The sequence below is a fragment of the Acetobacter okinawensis genome (assembly GCF_002153655.1).
Taxonomy (GTDB): domain Bacteria; phylum Pseudomonadota; class Alphaproteobacteria; order Acetobacterales; family Acetobacteraceae; genus Acetobacter; species Acetobacter okinawensis_A.
In genome coordinates, this window is record NZ_JOPJ01000050.1 from 42,684 (window position 1) to 57,576 (window position 14,893).

The window sequence follows — 14,893 nt, forward strand, 5'->3', positions numbered from 1 at the left end:
GTCAGGATACCTTCCCGGCTTTGGCGCGTTTGCTCCTGCGGCACCCAGCCACAGCAAGCAGGGCAGCGGCCAGCACGGTGCTTACGCCCGCGGTTACGCCCACTGCCACTGGGCCATCCTTGTTCAGTTCTTCCTTGTCGTAACGGTAGCCCGCATCCCAGATAAGATGCCGGATGCCGCCGACCGTGTGGTAAACGACCGAAGCCAGCCACCCCACCAGCACAAGCTGGCCCAGCGGGTTGCCCGTTACCTTGCGCGCCGTAGCAAAGGACTTTGGCCCTTTGGCTGCCGCACCAAGCCAGAACACACCCAACGCCGCACCGGCTGTGGCGATCACTCCCGTGATTCGATTCGAAATGGAAAGAACCATGGAAAGCCGATAACGGTACACCTGCAAGTGCGGCGACATGGGCCGCTGGATCAGTGTGCCGTCACTTCGGCTCCCTACATAGAGGGCCTTACGGATATCCTGCATTGTCAGCCTCGTACCCCGTGTCTATCCCTGAGCGCTGGTTGCATCCAGCGTTTTGCATCGTTTTTGTCCTACGCCCCGCGCCTCGGCCCGGTCAATTCAACGGATCAACACGAGACCGAGAGGGGGTGGATTCTCACTCAGGCGTGTCTGGGCAGAAGGTCCAGCGCGATCATGGTTTCAGCGATCTGCACGGCGTTCAAAGCCGCGCCTTTCCGCAGATTATCGGCAACACACCAGAAGGCCAGCCCATGAGGCACGCTCGGATCGACACGAAGGCGTGACACATAGGTCGCATCTTCCCCCACGGATTCAAGCGGGGTCACATACCCGCCATCTTCACGCTGGTCGAGCAGCACAACCCCTTCGGACTCCCGCAGGGCCTCACGCGCACGCTCAAGGTCCACCGGCTCAACAAACTCGGCCACAACGGCTTCGGAATGACCAACAAACACCGGCACACGCACGCAGGTGGCCAGCACCTCCACGTCCGGGTCGAGAATTTTTTTGGTCTCGACTCGCATCTTCCATTCTTCCTTGGTCGCACCGTCATCCATAAAGCGGTCGATCTGGGGAATGCAGTTGAAGGCGATCTGCTTCTGGAACTGCTCGATCTTGGGCGGGTCATTTACAAAGCTGCCACGGGTCTGGGAGAACAGCTCGTCCATTCCGTCCTTACCCGCGCCAGACACTGCCTGATACGTGGAGACAACCACCCGCTTGAGGGTAAACAGGTCATGCAGCGGCTTGAGGGCCACCACCATCTGAATGGTCGAGCAGTTGGGGTTGGCAATGATGTTGCGCTTCATGTCCTTGAGGGCGAGGGGGTTTACCTCGGGCACCACCAGCGGCACATCCGGCTCCATGCGGAAGTGGGATGTGTTGTCGATGACAACGCAGCCAGCCTTGGCAGCGATGGGCGCATACTTGGCCGACACCGAACCACCGGGGGAAAACAGCCCGACATCCCAGCCCTTGAAATCAAAGGTTTCAAGGTTCTGCACTTTCAGAACACGGTCCCCGAAGGACACTTCACGCCCCGCAGAGCGAGGGGAGGCCAGTGCGACAATATCATCCACCGGGAACTCCCGTTCGGCCAGTGTCTTGAGGATTTCCCGTCCCACTGCACCTGTCGCGCCTACAACAGCAACCCGATAACCCATAATCCACCTTTGATTCAGAGCACGTTAGAAGTCAGAACAACGGGCGCCCGCGCGCAGCCCGTTCAATCGCGCGAACCCTAGACCATTCCGCCTACAAATGGAATTGCTCGGCCCGCGCTTTCCCTGACCCATACGCATGGCAGGGGACTGGCATGATCTGCCACCACCGCGCAGCCCCTGCCCCAAAAAGCTGAGGGGGGCACACGCTCCGTGCAACTTATTTATAAAGTGCAATAATGAAAAAAATAATTTTATATCATGTTCGAAAGGTTTCTTTGACGCATATCAATGCAACCTTTCGCAGATATGCTTGTCATATCAACCAGCAAAGTTGTGGAGGAAGGCCGTCTATCTACCCCGCCATCCCGGTCCCTCCTCACCCCATACAGAATGCATTGGGAAAAGAACGTGACCGTTAAAATTGCCATCCTGAAGGAAACGCAGCCTGACGAACGCCGGGTTGCCATGATTCCCGCGGTAGCACAGCGCATAGCCAAGCTTGGGGCAGATCTTGTTCTGGAGCAGGGAGCGGGCAGTGCTGCAACCTATACCGACGACGCCTACACAAAAGCACAGGTCACGCAGGAGCCCGATACCGGGAAACTGGTTGCGGATGCGGATATTGTGCTGGCCGTCCAGCCGCCATCGGTCGAAACCGTCAAAAAAATGAAGCCCGGCGCCCTGCTGGTCTCGTTCATTTACGCCCAGAGCCAGCCGGAGCTGGTCAAGGCGCTGCGTGATGGCAAGATCACCACCTTTGCCATGGAACTGATCCCCCGCATCAGCCGTGCGCAGGCCATGGACGCCCTGTCCAGTCAGGCAGCCCTTGCCGGGTATTACGCTCCCCTGCTGGGCAGCGTGCATATGCAGAAAATCCTGCCCATGATGACCACCGCCGTTGGCTCCCTGCGTGCAGCCCGCGTGCTGGTCATGGGGCTTGGTGTTGCAGGCCTGCAGGCACTGGCCACGGCACACCGCCTTGGCGCTGTGTGCGAAGGCTACGACGTGCGCCCAGAAACCAAGGAAGAAGCAGAGTCCGTTGGCGCCAAATTTGTGGATACGGGCATTGATGCACGAGGAGCCGGCGGCTACGCCCGTGAACTGACAGCGGACGAAAAAGCCAAGGTGCGCGCGACCCTTTCGCAGCATATTGCTCAGGCGGACCTGATTATTACCACAGCAGCCGTCCCCGGTCGCAAGGCCCCACGCCTGATTGATGCCGAGCAACTCGCAGGCATGAAGGAAGGCTCCGTTGTGGTGGACATGGGGGCACCCAACGGCGGCAACTGTGAGGGCACCAAGGCGGGCGAAATTGTCAAGGTTGGCCCCGTGGTCATGGTTGGCCCGACCAACCTGCCCTCCAGCCTGGCCGCACAGGCGAGCGAGCTTTACGCCAAGAACATTTACAACCTGCTGGAGCAGGTTCTGCATGACGGTGTGCTCAAGCCCGATTTTACGGACGAGGTCATTACCGGCACCACCCTGACCCATGATGGCAAGATTACCAACGCCGCCATCCTCAAGGTCATCGAAGGCACACCAGCGGAGAAAGCATGATGGATTCCGTAACATCCATGACCTTCATTATCGCCCTCTACATCTTCATGCTGGCCGCATTTACCGGCTACGTGGTGATTAGCCGGGTGCCCTCCATTTTGCATACGCCGCTCATGTCCGGCTCCAACTTCATCCACGGTATTGTGGTGGTTGGGGCATTGGACGCGCTGTTCAACGCCACCACACTTACGGGGCAGATTATCGGGTTTGTCGGGGTTTTTCTGGGCGCTGGCAACGTGATGGGGGGTTATGTCGTAACCGACCGCATGCTGGCCATGTTCCGCCCGAGCCAGAAGCAGACACCAGAGAAAAAAGGCCAGCCGTAACATGTTGATCGAATATATTGTTGGCCTGAGCGGGCTGATTGCCGCAGGCCTGTTCATTTACGGGCTGAAGGCCATGTCCTCCCCCGTAACCGCTGTCTCTGGCATTGTCACCGCAGGCTACGGCATGGTGTTTGTGGTTGGCGCTACGTTCCTCAACCTGTTCAACATCAGCCCCGATGCCCGCCCGCACCTGCTTGTTAACGTAGCACTGGCTGTTGTGGCCCTGCTGCTGGGCTGCCTGTGGACCGGCTGGCGCGGCCGTACGGTGCAGATGACCGCCATGCCGCAGATGGTTGCCATCTTCAATGGCATGGGCGGTGGCTCCGCAGCCTCCCTTGCCGCGGTCAGCCTTCTGTCCGACCATGCCACGTCCGGGCTGCACCTGAGCGTTACCATTGTTGGCGCGCTCATTGGCTGTATCTCCTTTACCGGCTCCATTATCGCATGGGCCAAGCTTGACGGGCGGATGAGAAAGCCCGTGCGTTTTGGCGGCCAGCGCATTTTTAACGCCGCACTGTTCCTGATCGCGCTTGTGCTTGGTGCGCTTACGGTCATGCAGTATGCCACCCCGCAGGGTGTGCTGCCGGGTATTCTGTTCTTTGCTGCCGCACTGCTGTTTGGCGTGTGCATGACCCTGCCCATTGGCGGGGCGGACATGCCGGTTGTGATCTCGCTCTACAACGCCTTTACCGGTCTGGCTGTGGGGCTTGAAGGCTATGTGATGGGCAACCCCGCGCTGATGATCGCGGGTATGGTCGTGGGCTCCGCAGGCACCCTGCTGACTGCACTGATGGCCAAGGCCATGAACCGCTCGCTCACCAACGTGCTGTTCAGCAACTTTGGGGATACCGCCAGCTCCGCCAAGGGACCGGAAGGGGAAATGAAATCCGCCGACCCGTCGGATGCTGCAACCTCCATGCGTTATGCCTCGAGCGTGATTATTGTGCCCGGCTATGGTCTGGCCGTCGCACAGGCACAGCAGAAGCTGTACGAATTTGTTAAAATGCTTGTGGCCGATGGTGTGGATGTCAAGTTTGCCATCCACCCCGTTGCAGGCCGCATGCCGGGGCACATGAACGTGCTGCTGGCCGAAGCTGGCGTTCCATACGACATGATCTGCGATATGGACGATATTAACGACAGCTTTGCCACCACCGACGTTGCCCTGATTATTGGCGCGAACGACGTGGTCAACCCCGAAGCCCTGACCGACAAGTCCTCCCCCATTTATGGCATGCCGATCCTGAACGCCTACAAGGCCCGTCAGGTCTTTGTCATCAAACGTGGGTCTGGCACCGGGTATTCGGGGGTGCAGAACCCGCTGTTCTTCCAGAAAAACTGTACGATGGTCTTTGGGGATGCACAGGCGGTGCTCTCCAAGATGGTCGAAGCAGTCAAAGCTCTGGGCACTGCCTGAGGGCAAGCGGGAGGGAACCAGACGGTCCCTCCCGTTTTTTTTGTTTGCAACAAAAGGCGTAGATTATGTCAGGCAAGATGAAAGCCGCTGTTGTCCATGAATTTGGCAAGCCGCTCACGCTTGAAGAACTGGACATTCCCTCCATCAACTCCAACCAGATTCTGGTCAAGATGATCGCCTGCGGCGTCTGCCATACGGACCTGCACGCAGCCAGTGGTGACTGGCCCAAAAAACCCACACTTCCCTTTATTCCCGGGCACGAAGGCGTGGGCACCGTGGTCGCGGTTGGCAGCAATGTTGACTGGGTCAAGGAAGGGGATGTGGTGGGTGTGCCCTTCCTGTATTCCGCCTGCGGTCATTGCGAACACTGCTACGCAGGGTGGGAAACCCTTTGCCAGAAACAGGAAGAAACCGGCTACTCCGTTAATGGCTGCTTTGCAGAATATGTAGTGGCGGACCCCGGTTATGTTGCCCATATTCCCCAAGGGGTTGACCCCATTAAGGTTGCACCAGTCCTGTGTGCGGGGCTGACAGTCTATAAAGGCCTTAAAATGACCGACACACGGGCCGGCAACTGGGTGGCCGTATCCGGTGCGGGCGGGCTGGGGCAGATGGCTATCCAGTATGGTGTTGCCATGGGCCTGAACATGATCGCGGTGGATATTGATGACGCCAAACTGGACACCGCACGGAAACTTGGCGCAGCGTACACCGTTAACGCCAGAACAACTGACCCGGCTGCCTTTATCCAGAAGGAAGTCGGCGGCGCTCATGGGGGTTTGATAACGGCTGTTTCCACCAAGGCTTTTTCTCAGGCCATGGGGTATGTTCGTCCAGGGGGTACGCTGGTGCTCAATGGTCTGCCGCCGGGTGATTTCCCCATTTCCATTTTTGACATGGTCATGAACGCCATTACCATCCGCGGCTCCATTGTGGGGACAAGGCTGGACATGATCGAAGCGCTCTCCTTCTTTGCTGAAGGAAAAGTGACCTCGGTTACAAAGACTGACCGGCTTGAAAACATCAATCAGATATTTGATGATCTTGAACACGGTCGCGTTGAAGGGCGCATTGTTCTGGATTTCCGGAACTGACATCCTTCAATATCCGCAATCAAAAGGATTTTTTCCATGGCTTACGCAACGACAAACCCTTTTACCGAAGAACAGGTCAAGGTTTTTCCAAGCCCGACGGATGCCGAAGTGGATGCAGCACTGGACAAGGGCCATGCCGCATTCAAAAAATGGAAAAACACATCTTTTTCTGAACGCGCACGTGTTTTGCAAAAAGCTGCCGACCTCCTGCGCGCCAATGTGGACGAATACTCCAAGCTGCTGACGCTGGAAATGGGCAAGCTCTATGCCGAAGCAAAGGCAGAAACTGAGCTGTCTGCTGCAATTTTTGAATATTATGCTGTTAATGCCGAGCGCCTTCTGGCCCCGGAAGTACTGCCCCTTGCTTCTGTCAAGGAAGGGCGCGCCAAGATCGTGTTCGAGGCACAGGGCATCCTGCTAGCCATTGAACCGTGGAACTTCCCCTACTATCAGGTCGCCCGGATTATTGCGCCACAGCTTTCTGCCGGGAACGTGGTCATTCTCAAACACGCCTCCAACGTACCGCAGTGTGCCGCAGCCATGGAAAAGCTGATGCATGACGCAGGGCTGCTTGAAGGCGGGTTCCAGAACCTCTACCCCACGCGTGACCAGCTTGCCAAAATCATTGCTGACATTCGCGTCCGCGGTGTGGCCCTGACCGGCTCCGAAGGTGCTGGCGCCAAGGTTGCCTCCGAGGCGGGGCTGGCGCTTAAAAAATGCACCATGGAACTGGGCGGGTCTGATGCCCTGATCGTGCTCAATGATGCCGATGTGGAAAAAGCCGCAAAATGGGCCGTATTTGGCCGCCACTGGAACGGTGGACAGGTGTGCGTAAACGCCAAGCGCATGATTGTGGAAGACGGCGTATACGACAAATTTGTCGACCTGTACCGCAAGGGCATTGCCGCCCTGCGCATGGGCGACCCGATGGACCCGGCCACAACACTGCCGCCCCTGTCCTCCCGCGGGGCTGTGGAAGGCCTTAAACAGCAGGTAGCCGATGCCGTGGCACAGGGTGCAAAAGCTGAAGAAATTCCGCTGGAAATGCCCAACAAAGGCTGTTTCTTCCGCCCCGTGATCCTGAGCCATCTGGAAGAGGGCAACCCAGCCCGCCACACGGAATTCTTTGGTCCGGTGACTATGCTCTTCCGTGCCAAAGATGCTGACCACGCCATTGAAATTGCCAACGACTCCCCCTACGGTCTGGGTGGTTCCATCTTCACCAAGGACGAAGAGCGTGGCGCGGAACTGGCACGGCGGATTGATACCGGTATGGTTTACATCAACCATCCGACCATGGTTAAGGCCGACCTGCCGTTTGGTGGCGTCAAACGCTCGGGCTTTGGCCGCGAACTGCTCGGCCTTGGCCTGAAGGAGTTTGTAAACGCCAAGCTGATTGATATTGTGGACATTGACGCACCGTTCTGATGTTTTTCTGAACCGCGCTTACCAGAAGGGGCGGGGGGGGAGCAATCCTCCCGTCCTTTTTGCGTACCATCTTGTTGGGTGTTTTTATGATACTGCATGTATCATTCAGGTGTTTTTATAAAAATATGCCCCTCCGCCCGCACAAAAAAAGGCTGCGTGCCACGCACACAGCCTTTTTGAATCACTGGCGTTCAGGCACACCTGAACCAAAGAGCAGGTTACGCAGGCACAACCAGTGCAAATGCCCAGTCCAGCCATGGCAGCAGTGCTGCAACATCGGCCGCCTCGACTGTCGCCCCGCCCCATATCCGCAGGCCCACAGGGGCATCACGGTAGCTGGCAAGGTCAAAGCCAATGCCTTCCTTATCCAGAACAGACAGCATGGTTTTAACTGTTGCCATCTGCCTGTCGCGCTCAAGCGCTAAAAACCATGGGGCCACAATACGCAGGCAGATCGCGGTAGAAGAGCGTTCTTCCTCTTTTTCTGCCAGAAAAGAGACCCAGTCCGTCTTTTGCACCCACGCGGCAACCGTTGCCAGATTAGCCTGCGTGCGCGCCTTGAGCCCTTCGAGCCCACCAACGGATTCTGCCCAGAGCAGGCTGTCCAGCGCATCTTCCACACACAGCATGGAGGGGGTGTTGATGGTGTCGCCCTTGAAAATACCCTCGATCAGGGCATCCTTGGCTGTCATGCGGAAAATCTTGGGCAGCGGACGTGGTGCCTTGTAGGTTTGCAGCCGCTCCACCGCACGGGGAGAAAGGGCGATCATGCCGTGTGCGGCCTCACCCCCCAGTGCTTTCTGCCAGGACCACGTCACCACATCCAGCCGGTCCCATGGCAGGTCCATGGCAAAGGCTGCGGATGTTGCATCGCAGATCACCAGCCCTTCATGCTCGGCGGGGATAACATCCCCCGATGGCAGACGCACGCCAGAGGTGGTGCCATTCCATGCCAGAACCACATCATGCGCCCAGTTGACCTCGGACAGGTCAGGCAACTGGCCATAATCAGCCTTGAGCACACGGGTGTTATCCAGCTTGAGCTGGCTCACAATATCCTGCGCCCACAGGGCCGAGAAACTTTCAAACGCCAGAACATCCACCGGGCGTTCGCCCAGCAGGGACCACAGGGCCATTTCCACCGCCCCGGTATCGGAGGCGGGTACAATCCCTACCCGCCAGCCTTCAGGCACACCCAGAATTTTGCGGGAGCGTACAATAACCTCGTTCAGCCGCGCGCGCCCTTCTGGCGAACGGTGGGAGCGGCCAACCAGCGCGTTGGACAGTGCAGCAAGGTTCCACCCCGGACGCTTGGCGCAGGGGCCGGATGAAAAGCACGGATTGAGCGGACGAATGGCCGGACGGGACGAAGCGGAAGGGGAAAGGGCGTTCATAACCTTGGCCGAGAAGAGGGAGGGGCAAGTCTGGTGCGAGAGAGGGGACTCGAACCCCTAAGCCCGTAAGGGCGGTCGATTTTGAGTCGACTACGTCTACCAGTTCCGTCACTCTCGCGAACTGCTTTTTCCCCTACCAGCAAATTGCCGCCCGGAAAAGGGTTTGTTGGCGGCATTTGTCGTTGATTGCAGGCCACGGCAGCGTTCCTGCGGGTCTAACGGCAGATCCGCTGTGTGCCATCGGCAGCAATGTAGGTGCCTGTCTGGGTGTTAAAGCATGCGTTGCGCACACAACTTCCCCCCACGGCAAGCGGCTGGGGGTAGTTCTGCACCGCCATGGCCATGGCCTCCCGCGCAGCCGTTCCACACAGGGGCGTATTGGTGGGGGCGGAGGGGTCGTTCACCAATTGGCTTTCATGCGCTGAGGGGGGGCTCTCCCCACTCAACCCCGGTGCAAAGCTCTGGGGAGGAATGCGGGAGGGCTGGCTGGCGCAGCCGGCCAGCAGGCCAAGCAGCAGGCCAGAAGCCAGAACCTTCATACAAACAGGTATGGACATACGCTTTGGTCTTTCCGCACGTTGTGGGTGGCGTTTGCCCACACGGTTGCAAGGAGCAGCCAGCATAACCCGATTGCCGGCCTGTACCCAACAGGGCTTACAGGTCCAAAAGGCCCTGTACCGGGCGCCCCCCAATAACGGCATGGCAGGCTCCATCCCCAAATGTGAGATCAACCTGCTGGCCACTCTTCAGGTCTGCAGCTTTTGTCACGGGGTGACCATCAGCCGTAACCAAGGCATAACCACGCGCCAGCACCGCAAGCGGGGACACGGCCTCCAACTGCCCGACAGCACCCCCCAGCGCAATACGCCGCTCACGTAACAGAGCCATAAGCGGTGCGGGGGACACCCTGCACCGGCCAAGCCTGACTTCCTGCCGTTGCAGGCTATGCTGCATCCCTCCGGCAAAAGCGCCCCCCAGCACGGCAAGCCGTGTTCTACGACCTGACAGAAGGGTTTCCACCGCAGGCATATGCCGCTCCACCCCAACCAGATCAGCCTTGCGCCTGCGCACAAGGGCGGGCAGGGCCACATCCAGCCTGCGCCCTCTATCATCAAGCTGCATGCGTGCGGTCTGCACAAGGGTGGGCAGGTCCGGCAGGGCGGCGGCGGCCCTGTCCAGCCGCAGGCGGGCAGTCTGCAACTGCCGGGCCAGAGCGCCGGTTGCACGCGCGGTGCGATGTGCAATTTCGGCCAGCAGTTCACTCCGCACGGGTACGGCCATTTCCGCTGCCGCCGTGGGGGTGGGGGCACGCCGATCGGATGCAAAGTCGATCAGAGTTGTATCGGTCTCATGCCCCACGGCCGAGATCAGGGGGATGGAGCAGGCCGCCGCAGCCCTGACCACGCCCTCATCATTAAAAGCCATCAGGTCTTCAAGCGAGCCACCACCGCGCGCCACAATCACCACATCCGGTCGCGGCACAGTCCCTGTACCGTCAAGCGCGGAAAACCCGTTAATGGCGGCCACAATCTGGGCGGCAGCCCCCTCGCCCTGCACTGGTACGGGCCACACCACCACGGGGCGGGGGAAGCGCCGCTGGAGTGTGGTGCAGATATCATGCAGCACAGCCCCCTGAGCGGATGTGACAACACCGATCACGCGGGGTAGCAGGGGGATGGGCTGCTTGCGGGCGGGGTCAAACAGCCCCTCCTCCCCCAGCCGGATGCGCAGGCGCTCGATGCGGGCCAGCAGAGCGCCCTCGCCCGCATATTCCATACGCTCGACCACAAGCTGGTAGCTTGAGCGCTCGCCGTAGGCAGAGACCTTGCCGGTTGCAATAATTTCCAGCCCGTTTTCTGGCACCAGACCAAGGCGGCTGACACTGCCGCGCCAGACCACGCCGGAAATCTTGCCCTGCTCATCCTTGAGCGAAAAATAAAGATGCCCGGAGGGGTAGCGTTTGAACTCCGTAATTTCGCCCCGCACACGCACGCGGCTGAACGAGCCTTCGAGCGTGCGCCGGATTGCGCCGGAAATTTCCGAAACCGTATATTCAGGGACATTGCCGCCAGAAGGGGGGGCGGCTCCAAACTCTTCGTGCATCCGCCTAACCTATGCTACAGACGCTCGCCCTGAAAGAGCAGACATGAACAGCAGGAGAAAAGAATTGCGCGTACTTCTGGTAGGCTCAGGCGGCCGCGAACATGCCATGGCCGAAACACTGGCCAAATCCCCCGCCCTTTCCGCGCTGTTCATTGCCCCGGGCAACCCCGGCACGGCGCGCTGCGGGGTGAACGTGCCCATTGGTGCACATGACGTGGCAGCCCTTGTCACCTTTGCCCGCGAGCAGCAGATTGATCTGGTGGTCCCCGGCCCCGAAGCGCCGCTGGTGGCGGGGCTGGCCGATGCCTGCGCACTGGCGGGCCTACCCTGTGCAGGCCCCACACAGGCCGCCGCCCAGCTTGAAGGCAGCAAAAGCTTTACCAAGGAAATATGCGATGCGGCGGGTATCCCCACCGCCGCATGGGAACGCTTTACCGATTCCGCAGCCGCCATTGCTTACGTCCGCCGCAAGGGTGCGCCCATTGTGGTCAAGGCCGATGGGCTGGCCGCAGGCAAGGGGGTTGTTGTCGCCACAACCGTAGCCGAGGCCGAAGCCGCAATTACGGACATGATGACCGGCAACACACTGGGCGATGCAGGCCATAGTGTGGTGATAGAAGATTGCCTGATCGGGGAGGAGGTCTCGCTTTTCGCATTCTGCGCGGGGGAGACGGCCTGCCTTATTGGAGCCGCACAGGACCACAAGCGCATTGGCGATGGAGATACAGGGCCAAATACCGGCGGCATGGGTGCGGTCTCCCCCCCCAAAGGCTTTGGCCGGGCAGAGCAGGAAGCTGCACTGGACCTGCTGGTACGCCCCATGCTGCGTGAAATGGTGCGCCGGGGCACGCCGTTCCGCGGTGTTATTTTTGCAGGGCTTATGCTGACCGAGCAGGGGCCATCACTGATCGAATACAACGTGCGCTTTGGCGACCCAGAGGCCGAAGCCCTGCTCCCCCGCCTGACATCGGACCTGCTGCCTGCCCTGCATGCACTGGCCGAGGACCGGCTGGATGTGGCCCCCATCACTTTTTCCAACCAAGCATCGGTCTGTGTGGTCATGGCCGCACGCGGCTACCCCGGTACGCCAGAAAAAGGGGCCGTGATCCGTGGCGTGGATACCGCCAATGCGCTGGAAGGTGTCAGGGTTTTTCAGGCTGGCACCACACAGGACATGGCAGGCGATCTGGTGGTCTCTGGCGGCCGTGTGCTGGCCGTATGCGCACTGGCAGACACCGTGCAGGAGGCACAAAAGCGCGCCTACGCTGGCGTTAAGGCCATTACGTGGGATGGGGCCGTGTGGCGCACGGATATTGGCAACCGCGCCCTGTAACGCCCGCGCCCATACGCCGAGCATCCGGAGGAGGGGCCGCAAGGCCCCAAGCCCGCAGCCACATGCTGGATGCGGGCTATCCCTTATTCCGCCTGCCCCAGCACGCGGCCAAGCACCAGAGCATCGGAGCCATCGGGGTAGTACCCCCTGCGCAGTCCTTTTTGTTCAAACCCTGCCTGCACATACACTGCCTGCGCCGCAGGGTTGCCCACCGAGACTTCCAGAAAAACCATATCCGCGCCTTGTTCCGCGCTACGGCCAAGGCCCCACGCCACCAGTTGCGCGGCCAACCCCTGCCGCCTGTATTCTGGCAGCACGCACAGGGTCAGAATTTCTGCCTCCCCTGCAACGCAGCGCAGCATGACAAACCCAGCCGGTTCTGCCCCCACCACCGCAACCCCGGCCATAACCCCGGCTGACCCGAGCAGGCTGGTCATGGCGGCTGCGTCCCACTGTTCCTGTGGCGCAAAGCACTGGGCATGCAAGCGGGCCAGAACCTGAGCATGGCTTACCCCCACGCACTGCACATCCACCGCAGACATTAGACGGGAGCGGCCCGTAATCCGCTGGCTGGCAGTTTGGCCTCTGGTGGGTCCACATAAACCGGGAGCGCCGCCCGTGCCGGGAGTTCTCCACGGACCCGCCTGAGCGCTGCGGTAGCGATCTGTTCCACACTGGGGTGGCTGGTCTGGCACATAATGGCGGAGGGGAACGGCAGTTCCATACGGGCCTCCCCCGCAACCAGCCAGGCCCCCTGCGGTGCCTGCCAGTCGGCTATGCTCACAGCCCTTACTGCGTGTTTATCTTCTACAAAAACACGGCCTTTGCGCGCTGCGGTCACAACCAGCCAGCCAGCCAAAGGGTCTGCCGCAGCCACAAGGGCTGCGTCCAGCTCTGGCGCCAGAGCCTCGGCCCGCGTAACCCCGACAACCGGGCAGCCCACACCCACGGCATACCCCGCAGCCGCAGCGCAAGACGCCCGCAGGCCAGTAAACGACCCCGGCCCCACAACAACAGCCACCAGATCGGGTGCAGTCCCCTGCGCGCGCGACCAGCCTGCCTGCTGCAAAGCCTCTGCCGCCAGCAGGCTAACCCCTTCTGCCGCCTGCTTACCTGCCTCCTGCCGGCTGGCGAGAACATGCAGCCCGTCCCCGGCATGGACAACACAGGCTGCCGTGCCGCACGCGTTATCGCCCGCCGGGCTGCCGTCAATAACCAGAATACGCTGTGCCACTAATCTATAATCCGGCAGGCCTGCTCAAACTCAAGCCGTGGTGCGCGCTCGGGCAGTTCCGCGAAGTCTCCATACCCGAGGCAGAGCAGAAAGTTGGCGCGCCAGCCCTGCTCGACCAAAAAGGCGTCTTCCACCACAGACTGGTCAAACCCTGAAACTGGCAGCACGTCCAGCCCAAGAGCGCGGGCGGCCATAATCATGTAAGCCCCCTGCAAGGTGCCGTTGCGAAACGCGGTTTCTTCCGACAGGCCAACATCTGCGGCAAACCACGCCCGCAACTCCTCCCCCGGACTAAGTCTGGGAAGCTGCTCAAAAAAGAGTGGGTCATGGGCCACAATGGCAATTACCGGAGCGCCCATAACCCGGTTGACGTTACCGGCAGACAGGGCAGGGCGCAGCTTTTCACGCGCAGCGGAACCAACAAGAAAAACCACACGCGCAGGGCAGCAGTTGCCCGAGGTCGGCCCCATGCGCACCAGATCATATATCTGGCGCAGCAGGTCCTCCTCCACAGGGCGGGTAGTCCAGCGCAGGGGGGTACGCGCCTTTGTAAACAGCAGATCTAACCCACTTGCGTCCAACATGTTCCGTCCTGCCTCCAACTGCGCCAGAATACTGCGGCGCGCGCCCCTTCTTTAAGCCAAGAGTTCCCCCCCGAAAAGAGCATGTCTGGTTGCGTGGTGATGCTCAGTCCACCTGCTCGACCGAGACAACCTCCGGCACATAGTGCTTGAGCATGTTTTCCACCCCATGCTTGAGCGTTGCGCGTGAGGAGGGGCAGCCAGAGCAGGCACCCTGCATGGTCAGGCGCACAATGCCGTTGCGGTAGCCACGAAAAACAATATCGCCGCCATCCCCCGCCACCGCCGGACGTACGCGCGTGTCCAGCAGTTCCTTGATCTGGACAACGATCTCAGCATCCTCTGGAGCAATCTCGTCCTCATGAACGGCAACGCCTTCGGCCACAACCGGCAGACCCGCCACAAAATGATCCATCAGCGCGGACAGCACCAACGGGCGCAGTTCCTCCCAATCCGCACTGTCGGCCTTGGTGACAGAGACAAAGTCATTCCCAAGGAAAACACGGGCAACGCCGGGCAGGGCAAACAGTGCATCGGCCAGCACCGAACGCCCCGCTACGGCGTCGGCATCAATAAAATCTATGGTTCCTGCATCCCCCACCACGGCCTGACCGGGCAGGAACTTGAGTGTTGCGGGGTTGGGGGTGCCTTCGGTTTCTATGAACATGGCGGAAGTGTCCGATCTGTAGGGTCGCGTATGTCTCTGCATTCAGTTGGCACCAGAATGAGGACAGAACAAGTTCTGTATGAAAATTTTCGTGCAGAAAATGCCCGCTTCCGTGCAAAATCTG

Annotated in this window: 15 protein-coding genes and 1 tRNA gene; 6 read left to right on the forward strand and 10 right to left on the reverse strand. The window is 60.0% G+C overall.

Annotated elements, in window-relative coordinates; translation table 11 throughout:
- Position 1: 1 nt before the first annotated feature.
- Both sdhC and HK26_RS12010 read right to left on the reverse strand, forming a co-directional pair.
- Positions 2-475 carry a succinate dehydrogenase, cytochrome b556 subunit gene (gene sdhC, locus HK26_RS12005; protein ID WP_086639986.1) on the reverse strand — a complete coding sequence of 158 codons (474 nt, stop codon included), beginning with the start codon at positions 473-475 and terminating at the stop codon, positions 2-4.
- Between the two features lie 137 nt (positions 476-612).
- The gene (locus HK26_RS12010) at positions 613-1,635 is read right to left on the reverse strand and encodes an aspartate-semialdehyde dehydrogenase (protein WP_086639987.1); all 1,023 of its coding nucleotides are present in this window, start codon (positions 1,633-1,635) and stop codon (positions 613-615) included.
- A 408-nt stretch (positions 1,636-2,043) separates the two neighbouring features.
- On the opposite strand from HK26_RS12010, the gene HK26_RS12015 reads away from it, so the two are divergent.
- The 5 genes from HK26_RS12015 (at position 2,044) to HK26_RS12035 (ending at position 7,457) form a co-directional block, all read left to right on the forward strand.
- Positions 2,044-3,192 (forward strand): NAD(P) transhydrogenase subunit alpha, encoded by a 1,149-nt coding sequence (locus tag HK26_RS12015; protein WP_025827104.1) that lies wholly within the window; start codon positions 2,044-2,046, stop codon positions 3,190-3,192.
- Positions 3,192-3,518 carry an NAD(P) transhydrogenase subunit alpha part 2 gene (locus HK26_RS12020; protein ID WP_086640071.1) on the forward strand — a complete coding sequence of 109 codons (327 nt, stop codon included), beginning with the start codon at positions 3,192-3,194 and terminating at the stop codon, positions 3,516-3,518. The genes HK26_RS12015 and HK26_RS12020 overlap by 1 nt, the downstream gene beginning before the upstream one ends.
- Before the next feature lies 1 nt (position 3,519).
- Positions 3,520-4,935: an NAD(P)(+) transhydrogenase (Re/Si-specific) subunit beta gene (locus tag HK26_RS12025; protein ID WP_086639988.1), complete on the forward strand. Its 1,416-nt coding sequence runs from the start codon at positions 3,520-3,522 to the stop codon at positions 4,933-4,935.
- A gap of 65 nt (positions 4,936-5,000) precedes the next feature.
- Positions 5,001-6,029, forward strand: a complete 1,029-nt coding sequence (gene adhP, locus HK26_RS12030) for an alcohol dehydrogenase AdhP (RefSeq protein ID WP_086639989.1) — start codon at positions 5,001-5,003, stop codon at positions 6,027-6,029.
- Between the two features lie 36 nt (positions 6,030-6,065).
- Positions 6,066-7,457 carry an NAD-dependent succinate-semialdehyde dehydrogenase gene (locus HK26_RS12035; RefSeq protein ID WP_086639990.1) on the forward strand — a complete coding sequence of 464 codons (1,392 nt, stop codon included), beginning with the start codon at positions 6,066-6,068 and terminating at the stop codon, positions 7,455-7,457.
- A gap of 218 nt (positions 7,458-7,675) precedes the next feature.
- On the opposite strand, the gene HK26_RS12040 is transcribed toward HK26_RS12035, so the two are convergent.
- The 4 genes from HK26_RS12040 to xseA form a co-directional block, all read right to left on the reverse strand.
- Positions 7,676-8,851 carry a phosphoserine transaminase gene (locus tag HK26_RS12040; protein WP_086639991.1) on the reverse strand — a complete coding sequence of 392 codons (1,176 nt, stop codon included), beginning with the start codon at positions 8,849-8,851 and terminating at the stop codon, positions 7,676-7,678.
- Positions 8,852-8,882: 31 nt separating this feature from the next.
- Positions 8,883-8,969: transfer RNA gene (locus tag HK26_RS12045), tRNA-Leu, on the reverse strand.
- 97 nt (positions 8,970-9,066) lie between these two features.
- Positions 9,067-9,408, reverse strand: a complete 342-nt coding sequence (locus HK26_RS12050) for a hypothetical protein (protein ID WP_086640072.1) — start codon at positions 9,406-9,408, stop codon at positions 9,067-9,069.
- A gap of 97 nt (positions 9,409-9,505) precedes the next feature.
- A complete protein-coding gene (xseA, locus tag HK26_RS12055) occupies positions 9,506-10,954 on the reverse strand; it encodes an exodeoxyribonuclease VII large subunit (RefSeq protein ID WP_086639992.1) in 1,449 nt (482 codons plus the stop codon).
- Between the two features lie 43 nt (positions 10,955-10,997).
- On the opposite strand from xseA, the gene purD reads away from it, so the two are divergent.
- Entirely contained in the window at positions 10,998-12,287 is a 1,290-nt protein-coding gene (gene purD, locus HK26_RS12060; protein WP_180539560.1) for a phosphoribosylamine--glycine ligase, read from the forward strand.
- An 83-nt stretch (positions 12,288-12,370) separates the two neighbouring features.
- On the opposite strand, the gene HK26_RS12065 is transcribed toward purD, so the two are convergent.
- From HK26_RS12065 to HK26_RS12080, 4 genes are all read right to left on the reverse strand, one after another.
- Positions 12,371-12,829 (reverse strand): GNAT family N-acetyltransferase, encoded by a 459-nt coding sequence (locus HK26_RS12065; protein WP_086639994.1) that lies wholly within the window; start codon positions 12,827-12,829, stop codon positions 12,371-12,373.
- Positions 12,829-13,521: a tRNA (adenosine(37)-N6)-threonylcarbamoyltransferase complex dimerization subunit type 1 TsaB gene (gene tsaB, locus HK26_RS12070; RefSeq protein ID WP_086639995.1), complete on the reverse strand. Its 693-nt coding sequence runs from the start codon at positions 13,519-13,521 to the stop codon at positions 12,829-12,831. Before tsaB ends, HK26_RS12065 begins: the two co-directional genes overlap by 1 nt.
- Positions 13,521-14,105 carry a malonic semialdehyde reductase gene (locus HK26_RS12075; RefSeq protein WP_086639996.1) on the reverse strand — a complete coding sequence of 195 codons (585 nt, stop codon included), beginning with the start codon at positions 14,103-14,105 and terminating at the stop codon, positions 13,521-13,523. Before HK26_RS12075 ends, tsaB begins: the two co-directional genes overlap by 1 nt.
- Positions 14,106-14,208: 103 nt before the next feature.
- Complete coding sequence (locus HK26_RS12080) at positions 14,209-14,769, reverse strand: NifU family protein (protein ID WP_086639997.1); 561 nt, start codon at positions 14,767-14,769, stop codon at positions 14,209-14,211.
- Positions 14,770-14,893 lie beyond the last annotated feature (124 nt).